Genomic DNA, 20216 nt, shown 5'->3' with positions numbered 1-20216 from the left:
GATCTGGGGCCTCGAGGGGCTTTCGTCCCAGCTCAGCGGGCGGTGACGGCGGCGAGCACGGCCGCCACGTCGAGGTCGGCCATGCACGCCGGGCCGGCCGCGTCGAGCGGGCAGCGCGCGTCCCACCAGCAGGGCTGTTCGGTGATGGCGGTGGGGCGCCGGTACCCGCAGCCGGGCAGGCCCTGCAGGTCGGTGCCGCCCATCCCGTACCGCCGGGCGTCGGTGGGGCCGAACAGCGCCACCGTCGCGGCGCCGGTCGCGGCGGCGAGACGCACCGGCCCGGTGTCCGGCCCGACCACCACCCCGCCGCGCCGACCCACGGCCGCGAGCTGCCCGGCGAGGGTGGGCAGGTCGGCTCGGGGCAGCGGCACCCCGACCGGCGCGACGCGGTCGACCGGGCCGACGGTGAGCACCGGGTGTCCGCGCCGGGTCAGGGCGCGGGCCAGCCCCCGCCAGCGCCGGTCCGGCCAGCGCTTGACCGCCATCCCGGCGTCGGTGACGAGCACCACCGGCGGCGCGAGGGGCTCCCCCACCAGCCGGGCCACGGCCCGCTCCCCCGCGCGCCGGGCCTCGTCGCCCAGGTGGACCCGGGGCCGGGCCGCCCGGTCGGCCGCGCCGAGCAGCCCTTCGGCGCAGAGGATCTCCAGGTAGCGGTCGCCGACCGGCTGCTCCGGCGGCGGAGCGCGCCACAGGTTCGTCACGGCCCGCCCGGCGCCCGCCTCGAGCAGGTCGGGGATGCCGTCGGAGCGGGTGGTGGCGACCGCCAGGTCCGGCCGGCAGGCCGCGAGCGCCTCGACGACCGCCTCCCGCTCGGCGCCCGGCCGGCCGTGCCGGGGGGTGCGCACCTCCGCGACCGCCGGGTCGGCGCGCACCAGGTCCGCCCCGGGCTCGTGGGTGAGCAGCCGCAGCCGCGCGCCGGGATTGCGGCGGGCCAGGCCGTGCACCGCCGGCAGCAGCATCAGCAGGTCGCCGATCCCGCCGAGCAGGTCGACGACCAGGATGTCCGCGTACCGGTCAGACATCCGCGCGCCCCAGGGTCCGCGCGTAGAGGTCACGGTGCGCGGCGGCCACCCTCGGCCAGGAGTACGCGGCGGCGAAGGCCCGCCCGCGCTCGGCGAGCCGGCGGCGCAGCACCGGATCGGCGAGCAGCCTGCCGACGGTACGCGCGATCGCGGCACTGTCCCGGCGCGCGCCGATCACCGCCACCGCGCCGCTGCGGTGCGGCCCGTCGTCGCCTGCGTCTGACTGCGTCACCGCGGTCGGCACGCCGTGCGCGAGCGCGGCGAGCAGGGCGCCGCTCTTCGTGCTCACCCCCGTGGTGAACGGCAGCACCGCCACGTCGGCGGCGTGCAGCGCGGCGGAGACCCGGTCGGCGGGCAGGTGCCCGGTGAACGTCACCGCGTCGACCACCCCGCATCGGTGGGCCAGCCCGGTCAGCTCGGCGCGGAACGCGCGCGCCTCCCGCTCGGGCAGCGCCTGCGAGGTGAACCCGCCGACCACCAGCAGCCGCAGGTCCGGATGGTCGCGACGCAGCTCCGGCAGCGCCTCGATCAGGTACCGCAGTCCCTTCACCGGGTGCACGAAACCGAAGAAGGCCAGCAGCGGCGCGCCCTCCGGCAGGCCCAGCTCCGCCCGCAGGCGCAGCCCCGCGGTGGACGCGCCGACGCGGTCGACGACGTTCGGCGCGATCGGGATGTGCGTGGCCCGCCGGCCGGTACGCGCGTGGACCACGTCGCCGTGGCCGGGATTCGTGACGATCACGGCCGCGCTGGCCGGCACCAGTCGGCCGGACTCCCGGTCCCAGCAGCGGGCCCGCTCCAGCGCCGACCAGAGCCGGGTCGGCAGCCAGCCGGGGCAGGCCCACCAGCCGTACTCGTGCAGGGTGGTGACCAGCGGCGCCCGCCGGGGCAGCCGCCACGGCAGCAGTCCAGGCTGACCCGAGAACCGGTACGCCGACGGGGCGAACTGCACGTGCACCACGTCGGGGGCCAGCTCGCGGACCCGGCGGGCGGCCCGGGCGGTGGCGGCCCGCCAGCGTTCCCGGTCGGCGTCGGGGCGCACCGGCACCGGGGTCACCTCGACACCGACGCCGTCGAGCGCCTCGACCAGGTGCGTCACGTAGTCGCTGACGCCGTCGGCGTCGGGCCGACCGGGACCGTGCAGCATGGCCACCCTGATCCGGTCGTCGACCACGCCACCTCCCGCTTCTCGGCGGGCGGGTTCCCGGCCCCTTACGACGCAAACGCGCCTCGCCTATGGTGTGCCGATGACCGAGGACGTCCCGGCCGGCCCGCTGGCCGGCGTACGGGTGATCGAGCTGGCCGGCATCGGTCCCGGCCCGTTCGCCGCGATGATGCTGGCCGACCTGGGCGCGGACGTGGTCCGGGTGGACCGGGCCACGGACGTCGACCCGGACGCCTTCGGCACCCCGCACCCGGACCTGCTCAACCGGGGACGCCGCTCGATCGGGGTCGACCTGAAGTCCCCCGGCGGGCGGGAGGTGGTGCTGGCCCTGGTCGCCGACGCCGACGCGCTCATCGAGGGGTTCCGCCCGGGGGTCACCGAGCGCCTCGGGGTCGGCCCGGCGGACTGCCTCGCGGCGAATCCCCGGCTGGTCTACGGCCGGATGACCGGCTGGGGACAGGACGGCCCGGCGGCGCCGTACGCGGGGCACGACATCGACTACCTCGCGTTGACGGGCGCGCTGCACGGGATCGGCCGGGCCGGCGAGCGCCCGGTGCCGCCGTTGAACCTGCTCGGCGACTTCGGCGGCGGCGGGATGATGCTCGCCCTCGGCCTGGTCTCCGCCCTGTACGCGGTGCGCGGCGGCGCGCGGGGCCAGGTGGTCGACGCGGCCATCGTCGACGGCGTGGCGGTGCTCAGCACCCAGATCCACGCGCTGCGCCGGCTCGGCATGTGGCAGGACGCGCGCGGGGTGAACCTGCTCGACGGCGGCGCTCCCTTCTACGACACCTACGAGTGCGCCGACGGCCGGCATCTGGCGGTCGGCGCACTGGAGCCACGGTTCTACGACGAGCTCGTCCGGCGCACCGGCTTCCCGCTGGCCCCGGACGAGGCGCTGGACCGCACCGACCCGGCGAACTGGCCGGCGCTGCGCCGGTCGTGGGCGCGGGTGTTCCGCACCCGGACCAGGGACGAGTGGACGGCGCTGCTGGGCTCCTCGGACGCCTGCGTGGCGCCGGTGCTGGACTGGCGGGAGGCGCCGGAGCACCCGCACCTGGCCGCGCGGGGCACCTTCGTCCAGCGGGACGGGGTCACCCAGCCGGCACCGGCGCCCCGCTTCTCGGGCACTCCCACCGCGCTGCGCCGCCCCCCGCCCCAGCCGGGCGAGCACACCGACGAACTGCTGGCCGGGGCGGGCTTCGCCCCGGAGCGGGTCGCCGCCCTGCGCGCCGCCGGCGCCGTCGCCTGAGGCGGCGCACCACCGCGGCGGGCGGCACCGTGCGCCGGCAGCACCGGGTGGAAGTCCGGCCGGCGTCGCCGGGCGGGCGGCAGGGTCAGGGGCGACGCAGGGTGGCGCCCGGCGCCATCGCGGGCTCGACCATGTCCCGGAAGTCGCGCGGGAGCTGCATCACCACGTCGTCGAACTCGCCGCCGCTGATCGCCTCGCGCAGGGTGACGAAGACCGCCCGGGCGGCGTCGCGCGCCGCCGGCTCGGTCACCCCGGCCCGTACGGCGACGCGGGCGACGAACTCGGCCGCGCCGAACCGCTCCGCCGACTCGGTACCCGGCCTCGGCTTCAACACGAGCTGCAACGGCTTGGGCAGCTGGGCCGCCAGGTCCAGCACCTCCCCGCCGGTCAGCCGCTCGGCGAGGGTCTCCAGCGTCGCCCGGGTCAGCGTCACCGCCTGCTCCGAGGAGGTACGGGTGCGCTGGGCGACCTGGTCGACGAAGGTGTCGTAGTTCATCCGGGCTCCTTCAGGCTGCGTCGGGGCCTGCGCGTACCCGCCGGCGCGGCCGGGAAACGACGGGATTTCCGCGCGGCACGGCGCGTGACGGCCCGCCGGGCGGGTAACCGCCGCCGGTCGTGACCGGATCGATGCCCCGGAGGAGCCGACACCATGGCGAGTTACGCCGACGTGCTGCAGTACCTGTCGAGCCTGGACTACCCGGCCGAGAAGGACGACGTGGTACGCGAGGCCGAACGGGAGGGCGCCCCGCCGGACGTGCTGCGCGCGTTGCGGGCCCTGCCGCCGGTCGACTACGCCAACGGCAACGAGGTGGCCCGTTCCGCGGGCATCGAGGCGGCCCCGGAGGTGAGCTCCGCGCAGCGGGCGGCGCAGGCCCGGGACAAGCGGCACCAGCGCGTGTCGCAGCACCTGCGCGGCATCTGACCCTTGCTGTCGCGGGCCGACGACGCGCCCGGGCCGGGCACGTCCGAGCCGGGCACGTCCACGCCGGGCGCACCGGGCACGTCCGGGTCGGGCACGTCCAGGTCGAGCACGGTTGGGCCGGGCACGCCGGGCACGTCCACACTGGGCACGTTCGGGCCGGAGCATGGCGCCCGCGCCGAGCGGGCCCGTGCCGGTGACGGATGACGACGCGCGGGCCGGTCGGGCACACCCCGGCCGCGCTCCAGCTCACCGTGATGGGCGCGATCGGCCTGGTGGCCGGCGGGCTCACCGCGCTGGCCGTCACGCCGGCGCTGGCGCCGCTGGCCGGCTGGGACGCCGCGGCGTTGAGCTGGCTGGTGCTGGTCTGGCACCGGCTGTGGCCGATGGACGCGCGGGGGACGGCCCGACTGGCCGTGCACGAGGACCCGAACCGGGCGGCGCGTGACGCGCTGCTGCTCGCCGCCTGCCTGGCCAGCCTGCTGGCCGTCGGCGTCGTGGTGACCAGCGCGCACGGGGCGCCCGCCACGCCCGCCCGCGACGTCTACGGCGGGCTGGCCGTGCTGAGCGTACTGCTGTCCTGGCTGGTGGTGCACACGGTGTTCGCCGCCCGGTACGCGCGGATCTACTACACGGGGCCCGACGGTGGGATCGACTTCAACCAGTCGGAGCCGCCCCGCTACTCGGACTTCGCCTACCTGGCGTTCACCGTCGGAATGACCTTCCAGGTCTCCGACACAGCTCTGACCAGCAACGAGATGCGCCGGACGGTCCTGCGGCACTCGATGGTGTCGTACCTGTTCGGGGCGTTCATCATCGCGGTCACGGTGAACCTGCTGGCCGGCCTGGCGAGATGAGCCGGCATCCGCGTGGAGTGGGCCGACGCCCGGCGGAGGGCGGGAGTTGCCGGACAGGCGGGCGCCCCCGTCGCGAACCGCGACCGGGGCGCCACACAGAACCTGTCCGGTGGCCGGTCGGGCCCGAACCGGGCCGCGACCACCAGGCGGTCGATGCACGCCCGAACCGGGCGGGCATCAGTGCCGCGACCATCATACGATGAAACATCACCCGTTCGGACGATTACGAAGGAAGTGTGGGCCAGCCCACCACCGCGTCAGGCGGCCAATTCCGCGTACCGCTTCTCCAGGTCCACCCGGGCCAACGCCCCGACCAGCCAGGCCAGGCGCTCGGACTCCCCGCTGCCGGCCAGGCCCGCCAGGTCGTCGGCGGAGCGGCCCAGTCCCAGCCGGCGGGCCGCGACGAGCGCCCTCCGGTCGGCCACCGGCGCCACCTCACGCCACAGCGCCTGGGCCTCGCGCAGGAACAGGTCGACCACCGTGGCGTCCACCCCGGGCAGTTCGGTGAGCAGTTCCCGCTCCCGGGCCGGGTCGTGGTGGGCCACCGCGCGCAGGCGGCGCAGGTCGCCCCGGTAGCGCTCCACCACGGCGCGCGCCAGATCGCCGAGCGTGTCAGCGAGCGCGTCGACGTCACCGCGCTGGCCGCTGTCGCGAAGCACGCGTACCCGGTCGCCGTGCAGGGACCGGGCCAGTCGGGCGGCGCTGTCCCAGCCCGCGGCGGGCAGGGCGTGCGCGCTGTCCACGGCCCGCCGGAAGTCACCCCGGCGGGCCAGCAGCACGGCGAGACAGAGCACCTGGAACAGGCTCGACGGGTTGTTGACGACCCGGAAGCCGTACTGCTCGGCGAAGCCGCGCCCAGTGCCGGCAAGCCGGCGTACCAGGCGTTTCCTGTCCTCGACACGGGTAGTGGATGTGGTCGGCATGCCGGCGACTACCCGCGCCGCGCCCGGCCACGCCTGCCTGCCTCAGCCGTGCAGCCCGCCGCTGCGGTCGCGCGCCTTGAGGCGGGTGGTCGGCAGCGCCGGGGCGGGCAACGGCGGGGCGGGATCGTCGGCGACGACGCCGAAACGACGCCCGGCCATCCAGTCCTCCCGCGCGGCGGCCACCTCCTCGTGCGAGCGGCCGACGAAGTTCCACCACATCACCAGCGGCTCCTCGAACGGGGCCCCGCCGAGCAGCAGCAGCCGGCTCCCCGGCGCGCCCGTCAGGGTGAGCCGTTCCCGGCCGGTGCCCAGGTAGAGCAGCGCCCCCGGGGTCAACGGCACCCCGTCGACCTCGGCGGTGCCGGACATGGCCAGCAGCCCGTACTCGAAGTCGGGCCGCAGCGGCAGCGTGGCCGGCGCGGATCCGTGCAGCTCCACCTGCGCGCCCAGCAGCGGGGTGTACGTCAGAGCCGGGGACCGCTCGCCCGCGAGCTCGCCGACCAGCAGGGCGACGTCCAGTTCACCGTCGCGCCAGCGCGGCAGGTCGGCGTGGTGGGCGAAGTCGGCGGCCCCGGCGCGGGCCGGGTCCGGCAGCGCCACCCAGAGCTGCACACCGTGCATCAGCGGCGGATGCCGCTCGGGCGACCGCTCCGAATGCGCGATGCCGTGCCCCGAGGTCATCACGTTGAGCTGGCCGGGGCGGATCGGTTGGACGTTGCCCAGGCTGTCGCGGTGCAGGATCTCCCCGTCGAGCAGCCAGGTCACGGTCTGCAGGCCGGTGTGCGGATGCGGCGGCACCTCCATGCCTGGCCGCTCGGCCACGTCGTCCGGGCCGAAGTGGTCCACGAAGCACCAGGCGCCGATCATCCGCCGCTGCCGCTGCGGTAGCAGCCGTCGAACGGTCGTGTAGCGCCCCAGCGGCACGTCGTGGCCCGGCAGCAGGACGCTGCCGGGATCGACGGTCGCCACGCCAGGTGGTCGGGTCTCCGCAGGCATCTTCTCGGTACGCTCCACCGCCCGACTGTACGCCCGGACAGGCCACGAACCCGTCGGCCTCCCCACCGCTCAGCCGGCTCCGACCTCCGGCTCGGTCGGGGCGCTTCCGGTTCGCGACGCCCGAAACTCCGGTGGGCGTCGCCCTGGCGAACTCGGGTGGGGCCCGGGGCTTCCGGTTGGCGTCGCCCGGCGAACTCCCCAGTGGGCGTCGCGTGGCGAACGCCGTGGTAGGCGATGTCCGGAACTCCGTGGGCGTCGCCTGGGCGAACTCCGGTGGGTGAGGCCCGGGGCTGGTGGGTGAGGCCCGAGGGCTCCGGTGGGCGCCGCCCGGCGGGCTCCGGCGGGTGAGGCCCGGGGGATCTGGGGACATGCGTCTGGCCGGCACCCCCGGTTGGGGGTGCCGGCCAGCGGCGATTCGGCTACTGCTGTCAGCTGTTCCAGTGCTCGGCCACCAGGTCAGCGGCCTGCTGCTCCCACTGGGCGTAATGGTCCGGGTACGCCGACACCTGCACCGTCTGCGCGGCCTTCGTCAGCGGCATGTCCTGCCACCCGTCGACCTGCTTCAGACCCTTCAGGAACGCCATCGTCGAGTACTCCGGGTCGGTGATCTGCTCCACCGTGCCCCAACCCGAGGACGGGCGCTGCTGGAACAGGCCCTGCGAGTCGTGGTCGTTGCGGTCACCCAGATGACCCAGGTTCTCCAACTTCGACTCCTGCAGTGCGGTGGCGATGGAGACCACGGCGGCCCGTTCGTCCATGCCGGCCTTCTTCGTGGCCGCGATGATGGCCTTGACGTTGTCTACCTGCTCGTCGGACAGGTCAACGTGCGACTGGGCGCCCTGCACACCGTGCGGGATCAGCTTGGCCTTGTCGACCGACGGCTTGTCGGCCTGCACGGCAACTGCCACCGGCGTCGACTCCACCGACGGGACCGCCTGCGCGGTCGCGGGACCGGCGAACACGCCACCGGCGAACGCGAGACCAGCAACACCGAGAACGCTCTTACGAATGATCGTGTTCATCAGAAACGCTCCATTCGGGGGTTGGCACCCACACCGAGGGGGATCGGCTTCACGCGGATGCAAGCACCGTCGGCGCTCATGCGAACTCAAAGGGATCTCCAGCGAAGCCTGGAGAGGATCTCCGACATTCAGCCGGAGGAAAGATCAGATCGGCCGTGCCGGCCGGATGTCCGACCCGTGCGGGGCGAAAGGGGGCCGGGCTGTTGCGCGGGGCGGGGGGACGCCCTCACGTCGGCCGGACCGTGTGTAACCACCGGCGGCCCGCCATCATTCCGGGGGCCCCGGGCCCGCCAACCCATCGGGGCGGCGTGACCTCGGCGGCGTGGGTCTTGCTCGGTCGTACGCAGGGTGTAACGACCCCGCCCCCGCCACGATTCCGCACCCACGATGCCCCCGGTCACACTCACACGCCACCCACCGACGACCCACCGACCCAACCCCCACCGGACAGCCACACGAAATCGGACACCGGCCACAGACAGGTCCACGGGCTCCACGGGCTCCACGGGCTCCACGGGCTCCACGGGCTCCACGGGCTCCACGGGCTCCACGGGCTCCACGGGCTCCACGGGCTCCACGAGTAACGGGCCACCGGGTCATCGGGTTATCGGGTCACCGGGTGGAGATCTTGGTAGAAATACGGCCCTTGGAGGGGCCGTTTTCTACCAAGATCTCCGGTAGGAGCCGGCGGACGGACGCGAGAGTGGGCCCCGCCCGGGTGTGGCCGCCGTGCCCCGGCGCAGGGATCAAGCCCGCGGGTGGACTTCCGCGTCCCGGGGCCGATCGGGATCGGGGCGGGGTGCCCGCGCCGACTGTGCAGTGCGCCTCGGCGGCGGCGCCGGATCCCGAGGGCCACCGCGGCGGGGACCCGGCGGGCGTGGTGGCGCCCGCCGTGGCCGCGCCACCGGCTCAGCGAGACAGGTCGCGGTCGGGCGCCTGCCCGTCCGAGTACGCGCTGCGGTAGATCGTGCCCCGCCCCGTCGGGTCCGGCGCGTGGGGCAGCGGGGCGGGGTCGACGGGCGGGACGGGATCGACGGCCGGCGCGCCGCGCCGCGCGCGGATGATCCGGGAGACCACGAACCAGCCGGCGGCCGCCACGCTGGCGACGATGACCACCTTCTGCAGCACGCCGGCGTACCCCTCGACGAGGTGCCAGTTGTCGCCGAGCAGGTAGCCGGCCATCACGAAGGTGGTGTTCCAGATCAGGCTGCCGAGCGTCGTGTAGACCGCGAAGGTCAGCACCGGCATCCGCTCCACACCGGCCGGGATGGAGATCAGGCTGCGGAAGATCGGGATCATCCGGCCGAAGAAGACGGCCTTCACCCCGTGCCGCAGGAACCACTCCTCGGTGCGGTCCACGTCGCTGAGCTTGATCAGCGGCAGCCGCTGCGCGATCGCCCGGATCCGATCCCGGCCCAGCGCGGCGCCGATCCAGTACAGGGCGAGGGCGCCGAGCAGCGAGCCGAGGGTGGTCCAGAAGATCGCACTGACCACGCTCATCCGGCCCTGGCCGGCGACGAAGCCGGCCAGCGGCAGGATCACCTCGCTGGGGATCGGTGGGAAGAGGTTCTCCAGGGCGACGGCCAGACCCGCGCCGGGGCCGCCGAGCCGCTCGACCAGGCCGATGACGAAGCCGACCAGTCCGTCCTCCGGCGGCGCGGCCTTTTCGGGGGCGGTGCCGGAGGCGAGCAGGGCGTGCGCGGTACGAATCATGGCCCACACGCTACGAACCGATCCTGGGAGTCCGCCAATGGGCCGGCCCTTGCGTCCCACGGACCGTCCACAGCCGCGGGGGTTCGCACTAGGGTGGCCCCGTGACGACGTGCATCACGACCGCCGGCGGGGCCCCGGTCCGGGTCGCGGTGCCCCGCGCCGGGGCGGCGGCAGGATGACCGGCCGGCTGGCGCAGCTGTGGCGTTACCCGGTGAAGTCGATGCTGGGTGAGCGGCTGCCCGCCGCCGACGTCGGCCCGGCGGGTGTGGCGGGCGACCGACGGCTGGCCCTGCGGCACCGGGACACCGGGCGGGTGGCCAGCGCGAAGCATCCCCGGCTCTGGCGCGACCTGCTCACGCTCCGCGCGGCCGGCGCCGCACCCGATGAGGTACGGATCACGCTGCCCGACGGGCGGGTCCTGTCCAGCGTGGACCCCGGCGTCGACGACGTGCTGTCCCGGGTGCTCGGCGTCCCGGTGACGCTGATCGACCGGCCGCCCGCCGGGGCGCTCCTGGACCGGGCCGACCCGGACGCGGTGCTGGCGGCCGGTCTGGCCGCCGAGGTGCCGGTCGACGCCAACCCGCTCGGGGCGGCGGCGCCGGGGACCTTCTTCGACTTCGCCCCGGTGCACCTGGTCACGACGGCCACCCTGGCCCGGGTGGCCGCCGAGCTTCCGGGCGGCACCGTCGAGGCGGTCCGCTACCGGCCCAACCTCGTGCTCGACGTCGACGTGGACGGCTTCGCCGAGAACGACTGGGTCGGTGGCGAGCTGCGGGTCGGTCCCGAGCTGGTGCTGCGGGTACTCGCCCCGACCCCGCGGTGTGCGGTGCCGACCCTGGCGCACGGGTCGCTCCCCCGGCAGGCCGAGGCGTTGCGTGTCCCGGCCCGCCTCAACCGGGTCGCGCCGCTGCCGCAGCTCGGCGCGCAGCCGTGCGTGGGCGCGTACGCGCAGGTGGTGCGGGGTGGCCGGGTGGAGCAGGGGTCCGCGGTCGAGGTCGGCTGAGCCGGTTCAGTCGTCGTCCTCGTCGTCGTCCGGCGACGGCGTGTCGATCCGGTCGAGCAGGGCGTCGAGTCGGGCCGCCGTGTCGGGCGGGAGCTGCCCTTCCTCGGCCGCCTCGGCGAGGCGCTCCCGCAGCTTCTCGACCCGCTTGGCCCGGTCCTTCTCCTTGCCCCGGCTCAGGTCCGCGAGCTTGTCCCGCAGCCCCTCGACCGTCTTGCGGTCGATCTCGCCGCGGGCCTGCGCCCAGGCGAGCACCGCGGCGAACTCGGCGACGAACTGCGGCAGGCCGACCGGGTCGGGCCGCGCGGTCACCGGCGGCGGGGCGGAGGTCCTGGGCGGCGGCGTCGGCCTGGCCGAGGTCGGCTTGCCGGCCGGTGTGCCGGTGACGGGGGCCGCCGCCGGTGGCGGGCTTCCGCCGTCGCCGATGACGAGCGCGCCGACGAGCCCGACGAGCAGCGCGACGCCGACGGCGACCAGCACGGTGACGGGCCTGTTGCGCGTGGTCCCCGCGCCGCCGGCCGGGGCGGGACGGCCGGTGCGGGCGGCCACGGGGTGGCGCCCGCCCGGCGGGGCGGGGTACGGCACCCCCGCGCGGCCGGTAGGGTTTGGGGACGGCGGTGAGCGGTCGATCAGGGTCGGCGGGTGCTCGGCGCCTGCCGACGAAGGGGCAGTCCCGGACGATGCGCCAGCGGACGGGGCCGGCAGGACGGCCGCGGGCGGGTGGGCCGACGCCCCCGCGGCGAAGCGGGTGGCGAGCTGGGCCGCGCCCGGCCGGCGCGCCGGATCGGTGGCCAGGCAGGCCAGGGTCAGCTCGGCGATGTCGGGCGGCAGCCCGGGGACCTGCGGGGGCGGCACCGGCGGGTGCCCGGCGTGCACCTCCAGCGCGTCCTCCCAGGTCTGCACGGGCAGTGGGGCCCGGCCGGTGAGGGTGCGGTAGAGCAGCGCGCCGAGGGCGTAGACGTCGCTGGCCGGGTTCGGCGGCCCGGGCCGCATCCGCTCCGGGGCGAAGTACGCGGGCGTGCCCATCAGCAGTTCGCCGGTCTGTCCCGCCCGCGGGTGGTGCGGCCCGGCGAGCGCGGCGATGCCGAAGTCGAGCACCTTGGCGCCGGTCTCGGTGAGCATCACGTTGCCGGGCTTGACGTCGCGGTGCACCACGCCGATGCGGTGGGCGGCGGCGAGCGCCGCGGCGATCTGGCCGGCCATCCGCACCGCCTCCGGCCAGGGCAGCGGCCCGGCGGCGAGCCGGTCGGCGAGGTTGCGCCCCTGCACCAGCTCCATCACCAGGTACGGGACGACGATGCCGCCGTCCAGGGCCGCCTCGCCGTAGTCGTACACCTGGGTGACGTGCGGGTGGGTCAGCCGCGCGGCGGCGCGGGCCTCGCGCTGGATGGTGGCCCGCAGTTGCGGGTCGGTGGCGAACTCCCGGGTGAGGGCCTTGACGGCGACGGGCCGGTGCAGCACCTCGTCGTCGGCGCGCCACACCTCGGACATCCCGCCGAGGCCGATGCGCTCGCGCAGGACGTAGCGGTCGTGCAACCGCAGGGTGGGCGAGAACGGCGACATAGCCGTTCAGTCTGCCCTGCCGGCGGGGTCGGCCACCAGCGCGGTGCCCGGTTGCGGGCCGCTCGTCGCGGTTCGGGCGGCGACGACCGGCCCGCACCGATGGTCAGGAGCAGCGGCTGCGGCGGGCGACCGGCCCGCAGCGGCGGTCAGGAGCAGCGCGGCGCGGCGGCGACCGACGGCGGCTGGATGCGGTCGGCGAGCCGGCGCAGGACGCCGGCGGCGGCCAGCCGGGTGGGTGCGAGTCGCGCGACGCGGGGCCGCTCCGGGCGGACGGGGGCGTCCGGCCGGGCGGAGTTGACGTGTCGGGTCACCGCGTCGACGGCGAGGACGAAGCCGGTGGGCTGTTCCATGGTCAGCTCCCTGGGACGGGTCCGGTGGAGGACCGGACGACGAGTGCGGTGGGTAGCAGGACGTGGCCGGCCGCCGGGTCGGCGGGCGGGTCGAGCAGGAGCCGGGCGGCGATGCGCCCCTTCTCCTCGGCTGGTTGCCGCACGGTGGTGAGGCCGGCGGTGGCGGCCTCGGCGATGTCGTCGAAGCCGGTGACCGACACGGGCGGCCGGCCGGCCTCGGCGAGCGCGTCGAGGACGCCGAGGGCGAGCACGTCCGCGCAGGCCAGTACCGCCGTGGGCGGTTCGGGAGCGGCGAGGGCGGCGGCGACGGCCGTGGCGCCCGCCGACCGGCTGTTGTCGGTGGCGGCGAGCACGGTCAGCTCGGACCAGGCGACGCCGACCTCGGCGAAGGCGTCGGCGAACCCGGCCAGCCGCGCCCGGGTCGTCGGGTGGGCGACGTCGGCCACGTCGGCGAGGCGCAGTTCGCCCGGCGCCGCGCCGGGGCGCACGGCGTCGCCGAGCAGGGCGACCCGCCGGTGCCCGAGCCCCGCCACGTGGGCGGCGACGGCCCGGGCGGCGGCCCGCTCGTCGATGCCGACGTAGCGGTCGTCGGGGCCGGCGTCGTCGCGGGGGGCGGTCGTGACGACGGGCAGGCCGCGCTCGCGGAGCACGTCGACGACCCAGCCCTCGTCGCCGACGCAGTAGACGCAGAAGCCGTCGACGGCGGCGTTCTCCACGGCCCGCCGCGCGGCGGGCTCGTCGGGCGGCAGCGGCACGAGCAGCAGGCTGGTGCCGTGCCGCTCGGCCGCCTCGGCGACGCCGGCCAGGAAGCGGACCGCGAAGGGGTCGGTGAAGGCGTACGACAGCCGCGACTCGAAGAGCACTCCGATGGCGCCCACGTACCCGCGCCGCAGCGACCGGGCGGTGGGGTTGGGGCCGGGGTAGCCGAGCTGCCGGGCGGCGTCCAGGATCCGCTGGCGCAGGGCGGCGGAGAGCTGGTCGGGTCGGCTGTAGGCGTTGGAGACGGTGCTGCGGGACACGCCGACGGCGTCCGCGACTGCTTGCAGGGTCGGCTTCACCGCGCCCCTCTCTGCATCGATTCAGACTGGATCGATACAGAGACTAGGCGGAGCGGGCCGCCCTCGTCAACGCCACAGGCGGCGATCCGGCTCGGGACCGCGCGCGACAGGAACACCGACGCGGCCCACCACGCCGCCCGGCCACGGTGACGCCGGGCGCGGGGCGACGTCGAGTGCGACTCCGCGCGGCAGCGCAGGGCGACGTCGAGGGTGACCCCGCGCAGTAGCAGCGCCGGCCCGGACCGTGGTGGTCCGGGCCGGCGGGCGCGCAGATGTGCGGTCAGCCCTTGCGGGCCACCGCGCCGTACATGCTGACCTCGGCCGCCGCCGGGCGGGGCTGCGGCGCGTCCTCGGCACGCCACTCGGCGACCGACGTGACGCCGGGCTCCAACAGCTCCAGCCCGTCGAAGAACCGGGTGAACTCGGCCCGGGTACGCAGATTGATCAGGCCGTGCGGGCTGCCGCCCCGGGCCGCCGCCTTCGCCTCCTGCGCCACGTGCGGGGGGAGGTAGTCGTGGGTGGCGTGCGAGGCCGCCAGGTAGCTGCCCGGCGGCAGCGCGTCGAGCAGCCGTGTGACCACGGCGTACGGGTCGTCGTCGTCGCCGACGAAGTGCAGGATCGCGACCAGCATCAGGGCGACCGGCCGGGACAGGTCGATGGTGCGCAGCAGGTCGGGGTGGCGCAGGATCCGCTCCGGGTCGCGCAGGTCGGCGTCGATGTAGGCGGTGGCGCCCTCGGGCGAGCTGGTCAGCAGCGCCCGGGCGTGCGCGAGCACGATCGGGTCGTTGTCGACGTAGACCACCCGCGACTCGGGGGCGATCGCCTGCGCGACCTCGTGGGTGTTGTCGGCGGTCGGAATGCCGGTGCCGATGTCGAGGAACTGGCGGATGCCCTCCTCCCGGGCGAGGTGCCGCACGGCCCGCTGGAGGAAACGGCGGTTCTCCAGCGCGGCGGTGCGGATGGTCGGGAAGGACGCCGCCACCATGTCGCCGGAGTCCCGGTCGGCCTGGAAGTTGTCCTTGCCGCCGAGCCAGTAGTTGTACCGGCGGGCGGGGTGGGCCACCGAGGTGTCGATGCGGTCGCTCGGGTGCGCGGGGCCGGTCGTCGTACCCGGGGCATCGGTGGTCAAGGCAGCCTCCACGACTCTGCGCCACCCGCGACCGGGGGCGTCCGTCCACTGTCGCCGGTCGGCGACCATGGTAGCCGCACCGCTGTCCGGGCGAGGCCCCGCCGGGGTCACCCCGGGTAGAGGTCGTCCAGGATCGCGCCGAGGATCTCCGGCGTACGCTCCGGCGGCTCGGCCTCCACGCAGAGCCGTTCCATCGCGACCGCGTAGTAGTCGAGGTCGTCGCGCTTGTCGAGGTAGAGCGCGCTGGTGAGCTGTTCGATGTAGACGATGTCGGGTAGTTCCCGGTCACCGAAGCGCAGGATGGTGAAGGCCCCGCCCGCGGCGGCGTGCCCACCGGCGGCGAACGGGATGACCTGGAGCCGGATGTTCGGCGACTTGGTGGCCTCGATCAACGCCGCCACCTGCTCGCGCATCACCCGCGGGCCGCCGATCGGCCGGCGCAGCGCGGCCTCGTCCACCACCGCCCAGAGCTGCGGCGGGTTCTCGCGGTGCAGCAACCGCTGGCGCTGCATGCGCAGTGCGACCCGACGCTCGATCTCCGCCGGTGCGGCCCGACCGTGCCCGAGCAGCACCACCGCCCGGGCGTACTCCCGGGTCTGGAGCAGGCCGGGGACGAACTGGACCTCGTAGCTGCGGATGAGCGCGGCGGCCGCCTCCAGCCCGAGGTACGACTGGAACCAGTTCGGCAGCACGTCGCCGTAACGGTGCCACCAGCCCGGGCTGTTGGCGTCGCGGGCGAGCTTGAGCAGCGCCTCCCGCTCCTCGGACGCGGTGACGCCGTAGAGGGTGAGCAGGTCCGCGACGTCGCGTTCCTTGAAGCCGACCCGGCCCAGCTCCATCCGGCTGATCTTCGACTCGGAGGCGCGGATCTCCCAGCCGGCGCCCTCCCGGGTCACCCCGCTGGACTCGCGCAGCCGGCGCAGTTGGGCGCCGAGCAGCATGCGCAGCACGGTCGGGCCGGTCCCCGGACCGCCCTCGGCGGGACCCATCGTCACAGCCGACCTCCACATGCCGGTTCGTGCCGACCAGATGCCCTAGCGCGGCCGACGGGTAAGCATGCCATGAACCGTGAGTGAGGTGAACTTCTTCGGTGCGGACAATTCGCCCCGGTCGCCGGGGCGCGGTCAGGCGATCAGGTTGTCGAAGTCCCCGTCGCGCGCGCCGAGCACGAAGGCGGCGATCTCGTCCACCGTGTAGATCAACGCCGGCCCCTCCGGGTGCCGGGAGTTGCGCAGGGCGATGCCGGCGCCGCCGGGCAGTTCGGCCAGCTCGACGCAGTTGCCGCTGGGATTGCTCCGGCGGCTCTTCTGCCAGGCGAGCGGGGGCAGCTGGGTGGTGGGAACGCCGTTCGGAGGCTGCTGCATGGACGTCTTTCTCTCGCGAGCCCCGCGATGCCGGGCAGCGGTGCCTGATGAGGGGGCACGATATCGACGAAGGGCTTCCTGCACGTGCATCTGCTATTGCATCTGCACCGGACAGCGAGCATGATAACGCACGTGGACAGTGCCCATCTGTTCACTCTGAGTCACCGACCTGGGGCTGCCACCAGGACGGACGGGGCCCGACACGCGGGCGCGGACCGCCGCGCGCGGGGGCCGGCGGCAACGTGCTGATGGGAGGTCTCGTGCCGGATCCGTTGACCATCGCGTCCGGCATCTGTGCCGCCGGGGCACTCGTCACCTCCTGGCAGCTGCGGCGCCGCGCGATCCAGGCCGAGGTCGAGATCAGGCACCTCCAGGCCGAGCTCGCCGCCGAGCGGCACGCCGCCAGCCACGACCCCCTGACGGGCCTGCCCAACCGCCGCGCGTTCTACCGCCTGGCCGCCACGCTGCTCACCGACGCGGCCGGGCAGCCGCTGATCGCCGTGGTGCTCGACCTCGACGACTTCAAGCAGATCAACGACAGCTACGGCCACGCCGCCGGCGACCAGGTGCTGGTCAGCGTCGCCCAACGGCTCGCCGCCTTCGCCGGAGACAACCTGGTCGCCCGGCTCGGCGGCGACGAGTTCGCCGGGCTGCTGGCCAGCCCCACGATCGACCGGCGGTGGATCGAGCACGCCACCCGGCGGCTCTGCGACAGCCTCGCCGCGCCGATCCCGCTGGGCGGGCTCAGCGTCCGGGTGACCGCCTCCGTCGGGCTCGCCCCCGTCACCGGGCCCGCGCAGCTCACCGAGGCACTCGACCGGGCCGACGCCGCCATGTACCGGGCCAAGAGCCTCGGAGTGGCCCGCCCGCCCCGGCAACTCGTCGACAGCGCCCACCTGGCGGAGTGCTGAGCCCGCAGGCCCACGCCAGCGGACCGCCGGTCGGGACACGACGCGTTTCGACGTGTCTCGCGCCGGTTGCCGGGTATGCCGGCAGGGTCAGCGCGCACCGGCCGAGGGAGGAACACCGTGACGAGCATCCGGGCCCTGGTCCTGAACTGCACCCTCAAGCGGTCCCCCGCCCCGTCGAGCGCCGAGGTGCTCGGGCGCGAGGTGCTCGACGCCCTCGCCGACCAGGGCGTGGCGGGCGACCTGATCCGGGTCGTCGACCACGACGTGCGCTTCGGCGTCTCCACCGACGAGGGCGACGGCGACGGCTGGCCGGTCATCCGGTCCAGGCTGATGGCCGCGCAGATCCTCGTCATCGCCACGCCGATCTGGCTCGGTCAGCCGTCCGCCGTGTGCAAGATGGTCCTCGAACGGCTCGACGCCGAACTCTCCGAGACCGACGCCGAGGGCCGGCTGCTCACCTACGGCAAGGTGGGCGGGGTCGCGGTCGTCGGCAACGAGGACGGCGCGCACCACACCATCGGCGAGGTCCAGCAGGCCCTCAACGAGGTCGGCTTCACCTGCCCCGCGGCGGGCGCCACCTACTGGGTCGGCGAGGCGCTGCACAAGGTGGACTACATCGACGCCCGGCCCAAGCCCGAGACCACGGGACGCACCACCAAGGCGTTGGCGCTCAACAGCGCGCACCTGGCCCGGCTGCTGGCCGAGCAGCCGTACCCGCCGCCGGACACCCGCGACGCCGGGATCGGCCCGAGCCGCGAGCCGGCCTGACGGGTCAGCGCCAGCCGTAGCCGGCGCGCAGGGCCTGCCCGACCCGGTCGAAACGGGCCCGGTCCAACACGGCGCCCTCCCGGCGGATGCCGTCCTCCCGCATGGTCAGCACCCGGTCCAGCCGCACCCAGCTCGGCCGGTTGTCCCGGTCCCACTCGCCCGGACCGAGCGCCAGCCAGTGCCGCTGCCCGTCCCGCTCGCTCTGACTGGACAGCATCAGCCCGAACAGCGTCCGGCTGTGCCGGCCCACCACCAGCACGGGGCGGTCCTTGCCCTGACGCGGGTCGTCCTCGTACTGCACCCAGGTCCAGACGATCTCGCCCGGATCGGCGTGCCCGTCGAGCTCCGGGGCGTACGCCAACTGCCGACGCTGCAACGCCGCGACCTGGCGGGGGCGGGCGACCTGCGCCGGGCCCGGCCCGGGCCGGCGCGGCGACGGGATCACCCCGCCGATACGGGCCGCCACACTCCTGAGAAGACCTGCCACGACCGGCAGCCTATCCCCCACCGGGGCCGCCGGCCCGGGCGGGACAATCCGATGGACCGGGCCCGGACGATCGGCCAGGATCGGCGCCATGCAGGTCCCCGTCCACCAGGTTCGCGCCCGCTTCACCGCCGACACCGTGACCGTGTACCAGGCGTACCCGCCGGAGATCGCCCGCCCGGCGCTGGCCGCCGGCCGCTTCGTGCCGCCGTTCAAGCGGGAACGGATGACCTGGATCAAGCCGTCGTTCCGCTGGATGATGTACCGCTGCGGCTGGGGCACGAAGCCCGGGCAGGAGCGGGTGCTGGCCGTCGAGATCACCCGCGCCGGCTTCGAGTGGGCGCTGACCAACTCGTGCCTGAGCAGCTTCGAGCGCGACCGCCACCAGGACCGGGAGGACTGGTCGCGACGGCTGCGGGCCAGCCCGGTGCGGGTGCAGTGGGACCCGGAACGGTCGCTGCGCCTGGCCCCGCTGCCGCACCGGTCCCTACAGGTGGGGCTCGGCGGCGAGGCGGTGCGCCGGTACGTCGACGAGTGGCTGGTCGGTCTCACCGACGTGACCCCGACCGCCCACGCGGTGCGCGCGGCGCTCGACGCCAGCGACGACACCGCCGCCGGGGCGCTGCTGCCCCCGGAGCGCCCCTACCCGCTGCCGCCCGACGTGGCCGCCGTGATCGGCGCGACGGCGGAGCCGTGAGCCGACCGACGGGGCGATGCCGTACCCCCGGGACGTGCTTGACTGGGGCGTCTGCGCCGGCACGGACAGAGGCGGTGGCGGTGGTCTTCGAGTCACGGACGCGGTCCCTGCCCGCGCGACCGACGGCGGTCCGCGCGGGCGCCCGGCGGCGGGTCGCGGGCACCGCGGTCGTCGTCCTGCTCCTGCTGGCCGGCGCGACCGGTTGCACCGGCAGCGGGCGTCCGCAGCCGCCGCCGGCCGGCGCCGCGTCCGCCACCGCCGCGACGGGTCCGTCCCCCACGCCGACCGTGCCGGCGGTCGAGGTCCGCGACGACCTGGCGGGCCTGTTCCGGCAGGCCGGTCTCCGGGGCACCTTCGTGATGTACGACGTGACGGCCGGGCGCGTCGTCATGGTCGACCGGGCGCGGGCCGAGCGGCGCTTCGTCCCCGGCTCGACGTTCAAGATCGCGCACAGCCTGATCGCGCTGGAGACCGGCGTGGTGCGCGACGAGCGGGAGAAGGTCCCCTACGGCGGTCGGCCGCAGCGCGTCGCCGCCTGGGAGCGGGACATGGGGCTGCGCGACGCGGTCCGGGTCTCCAACGTGCCGGTGTTCCAGGAGCTGGCCCGACGCATCGGGCCGGACCGGGAGCGGGAGTGGCTGCACCGGCTCGGCTACGGCAACGGCCAGGTCGGGCCGGCCGTGGACCGGTTCTGGTTGGACGGGCCGCTGGAGATCTCGGCCGACGAGCAGGCGCGGTGGCTGGCCCGGCTGGTCCGGGGCGAGCTGCCGGCCGGCCGGGGGCACCAGGCCACCGTCCGGGACATCCTGCGCCTGGAGCGCACCGCCGAGTACGCCCTCCACGGCAAGACCGGCTGGACGGACGCCACCGACCCGGGCACGGGATGGTGGGTCGGCTGGGTCGAGCGCGGCGACCAGCTGTATTGCTTCGCACTCAACGTGGACGTCCACACGGACGGCGACGCCGACAAGCGCCTGCCGCTGGGCCGGCAGCTGCTGCACCGCCTCGGCGCCCTGCCCGCCCCCTGAC

22 protein-coding genes are annotated in these 20216 nt (G+C 75.3%); 8 read left to right on the top strand and 14 right to left on the bottom strand.

The window, feature by feature from the left end:
• Window positions 1-32 precede the first annotated feature (32 nt).
• Window positions 33-1022: a glycosyltransferase family 9 protein gene (locus tag OG989_RS20355; RefSeq protein WP_327028098.1), complete on the bottom strand. Its 990-nt coding sequence runs from the start codon at window positions 1020-1022 to the stop codon at window positions 33-35.
• Entirely contained in the window at window positions 1015-2193 is a 1179-nt protein-coding gene (locus tag OG989_RS20350; protein WP_151454790.1) for a glycosyltransferase, read from the bottom strand. Before OG989_RS20350 ends, OG989_RS20355 begins: the two co-directional genes overlap by 8 nt.
• A gap of 73 nt (window positions 2194-2266) precedes the next feature.
• Between OG989_RS20350 and OG989_RS20345 the strand changes: the two genes are divergently transcribed.
• Complete coding sequence (locus OG989_RS20345) at window positions 2267-3433, top strand: CaiB/BaiF CoA transferase family protein (RefSeq protein ID WP_151454789.1); 1167 nt, start codon at window positions 2267-2269, stop codon at window positions 3431-3433.
• A gap of 85 nt (window positions 3434-3518) precedes the next feature.
• On the opposite strand, the gene OG989_RS20340 is transcribed toward OG989_RS20345, so the two are convergent.
• A complete protein-coding gene (locus tag OG989_RS20340; protein WP_151454788.1) occupies window positions 3519-3929 on the bottom strand; it encodes a DUF2267 domain-containing protein in 411 nt (136 codons plus the stop codon).
• Window positions 3930-4082: 153 nt separating this feature from the next.
• Here OG989_RS20340 and OG989_RS20335 point away from each other — a divergent pair, with 153 nt between their 5' ends.
• Both OG989_RS20335 and OG989_RS20330 read left to right on the top strand, forming a co-directional pair.
• A complete protein-coding gene (locus tag OG989_RS20335) occupies window positions 4083-4355 on the top strand; it encodes a DUF2795 domain-containing protein (protein ID WP_151454787.1) in 273 nt (90 codons plus the stop codon).
• A 200-nt stretch (window positions 4356-4555) separates the two neighbouring features.
• A complete protein-coding gene (locus OG989_RS20330; RefSeq protein ID WP_225852208.1) occupies window positions 4556-5209 on the top strand; it encodes a DUF1345 domain-containing protein in 654 nt (217 codons plus the stop codon).
• A 257-nt stretch (window positions 5210-5466) separates the two neighbouring features.
• On the opposite strand, the gene OG989_RS20325 is transcribed toward OG989_RS20330, so the two are convergent.
• From OG989_RS20325 to OG989_RS20310, 4 genes are all read right to left on the bottom strand, one after another.
• On the bottom strand, window positions 5467-6132 hold the full coding sequence (locus tag OG989_RS20325) for a hypothetical protein (RefSeq protein WP_327028097.1): 666 nt from the start codon (window positions 6130-6132) through the stop codon (window positions 5467-5469).
• Between the two features lie 42 nt (window positions 6133-6174).
• Complete coding sequence (locus tag OG989_RS20320; RefSeq protein ID WP_327028096.1) at window positions 6175-7146, bottom strand: pirin family protein; 972 nt, start codon at window positions 7144-7146, stop codon at window positions 6175-6177.
• Window positions 7147-7556: 410 nt separating this feature from the next.
• Complete coding sequence (locus OG989_RS20315; RefSeq protein ID WP_327028095.1) at window positions 7557-8150, bottom strand: hypothetical protein; 594 nt, start codon at window positions 8148-8150, stop codon at window positions 7557-7559.
• Window positions 8151-9059: 909 nt separating this feature from the next.
• Complete coding sequence (locus OG989_RS20310; protein ID WP_327028094.1) at window positions 9060-9863, bottom strand: DedA family protein; 804 nt, start codon at window positions 9861-9863, stop codon at window positions 9060-9062.
• A 175-nt stretch (window positions 9864-10038) separates the two neighbouring features.
• On the opposite strand from OG989_RS20310, the gene OG989_RS20305 reads away from it, so the two are divergent.
• Window positions 10039-10866, top strand: coding sequence for an MOSC domain-containing protein (locus OG989_RS20305; RefSeq protein WP_327028093.1), 828 nt, complete (start codon window positions 10039-10041; stop codon window positions 10864-10866).
• Window positions 10867-10872: 6 nt separating this feature from the next.
• On the opposite strand, the gene OG989_RS20300 is transcribed toward OG989_RS20305, so the two are convergent.
• The 6 genes from OG989_RS20300 to OG989_RS20275 form a co-directional block, all read right to left on the bottom strand.
• Complete coding sequence (locus tag OG989_RS20300; protein ID WP_327028092.1) at window positions 10873-12426, bottom strand: protein kinase domain-containing protein; 1554 nt, start codon at window positions 12424-12426, stop codon at window positions 10873-10875.
• 146 nt (window positions 12427-12572) lie between these two features.
• Window positions 12573-12776 carry a hypothetical protein gene (locus OG989_RS20295; RefSeq protein ID WP_327028091.1) on the bottom strand — a complete coding sequence of 68 codons (204 nt, stop codon included), beginning with the start codon at window positions 12774-12776 and terminating at the stop codon, window positions 12573-12575.
• Between the two features lie 2 nt (window positions 12777-12778).
• The gene (locus tag OG989_RS20290; RefSeq protein WP_151456399.1) at window positions 12779-13834 is read right to left on the bottom strand and encodes a LacI family DNA-binding transcriptional regulator; all 1056 of its coding nucleotides are present in this window, start codon (window positions 13832-13834) and stop codon (window positions 12779-12781) included.
• 280 nt (window positions 13835-14114) lie between these two features.
• On the bottom strand, window positions 14115-14963 hold the full coding sequence (locus tag OG989_RS20285; RefSeq protein WP_151456398.1) for an SAM-dependent methyltransferase: 849 nt from the start codon (window positions 14961-14963) through the stop codon (window positions 14115-14117).
• Between the two features lie 107 nt (window positions 14964-15070).
• Window positions 15071-15952 carry a helix-turn-helix domain-containing protein gene (locus tag OG989_RS20280; RefSeq protein ID WP_151456401.1) on the bottom strand — a complete coding sequence of 294 codons (882 nt, stop codon included), beginning with the start codon at window positions 15950-15952 and terminating at the stop codon, window positions 15071-15073.
• Between the two features lie 135 nt (window positions 15953-16087).
• A complete protein-coding gene (locus OG989_RS20275) occupies window positions 16088-16327 on the bottom strand; it encodes a DUF397 domain-containing protein (protein WP_132240226.1) in 240 nt (79 codons plus the stop codon).
• Window positions 16328-16587: 260 nt separating this feature from the next.
• Between OG989_RS20275 and OG989_RS20270 the strand changes: the two genes are divergently transcribed.
• Window positions 16588-17238, top strand: a complete 651-nt coding sequence (locus tag OG989_RS20270) for a GGDEF domain-containing protein (RefSeq protein ID WP_151456396.1) — start codon at window positions 16588-16590, stop codon at window positions 17236-17238.
• Between the two features lie 117 nt (window positions 17239-17355).
• Window positions 17356-18006 carry a flavodoxin family protein gene (locus OG989_RS20265; protein ID WP_151456395.1) on the top strand — a complete coding sequence of 217 codons (651 nt, stop codon included), beginning with the start codon at window positions 17356-17358 and terminating at the stop codon, window positions 18004-18006.
• A gap of 4 nt (window positions 18007-18010) precedes the next feature.
• Here the strand turns inward: OG989_RS20265 and OG989_RS20260 are convergent, their stop codons facing one another.
• Window positions 18011-18493 (bottom strand): type II toxin-antitoxin system PemK/MazF family toxin, encoded by a 483-nt coding sequence (locus OG989_RS20260; protein WP_151456394.1) that lies wholly within the window; start codon window positions 18491-18493, stop codon window positions 18011-18013.
• Window positions 18494-18581: 88 nt separating this feature from the next.
• Between OG989_RS20260 and OG989_RS20255 the strand changes: the two genes are divergently transcribed.
• Both OG989_RS20255 and blaOXA read left to right on the top strand, forming a co-directional pair.
• Entirely contained in the window at window positions 18582-19187 is a 606-nt protein-coding gene (locus OG989_RS20255) for a DUF4291 domain-containing protein (RefSeq protein WP_327028090.1), read from the top strand.
• Window positions 19188-19267: 80 nt separating this feature from the next.
• Window positions 19268-20215 (top strand): class D beta-lactamase, encoded by a 948-nt coding sequence (gene blaOXA / locus OG989_RS20250; RefSeq protein WP_327028089.1) that lies wholly within the window; start codon window positions 19268-19270, stop codon window positions 20213-20215.
• The last annotated feature ends 1 nt before the right edge of the window (window position 20216 follow it).

The organism is Micromonospora sp. NBC_01740 (assembly GCF_035920365.1).
In the GTDB taxonomy this organism is placed as follows: Bacteria; Actinomycetota; Actinomycetes; order Mycobacteriales; family Micromonosporaceae; genus Micromonospora; species Micromonospora reichwaldensis.
The sequence above is the reverse complement of the archived record's forward strand: the minus strand, read 5'-3'. Positions and strand labels throughout refer to the sequence as shown.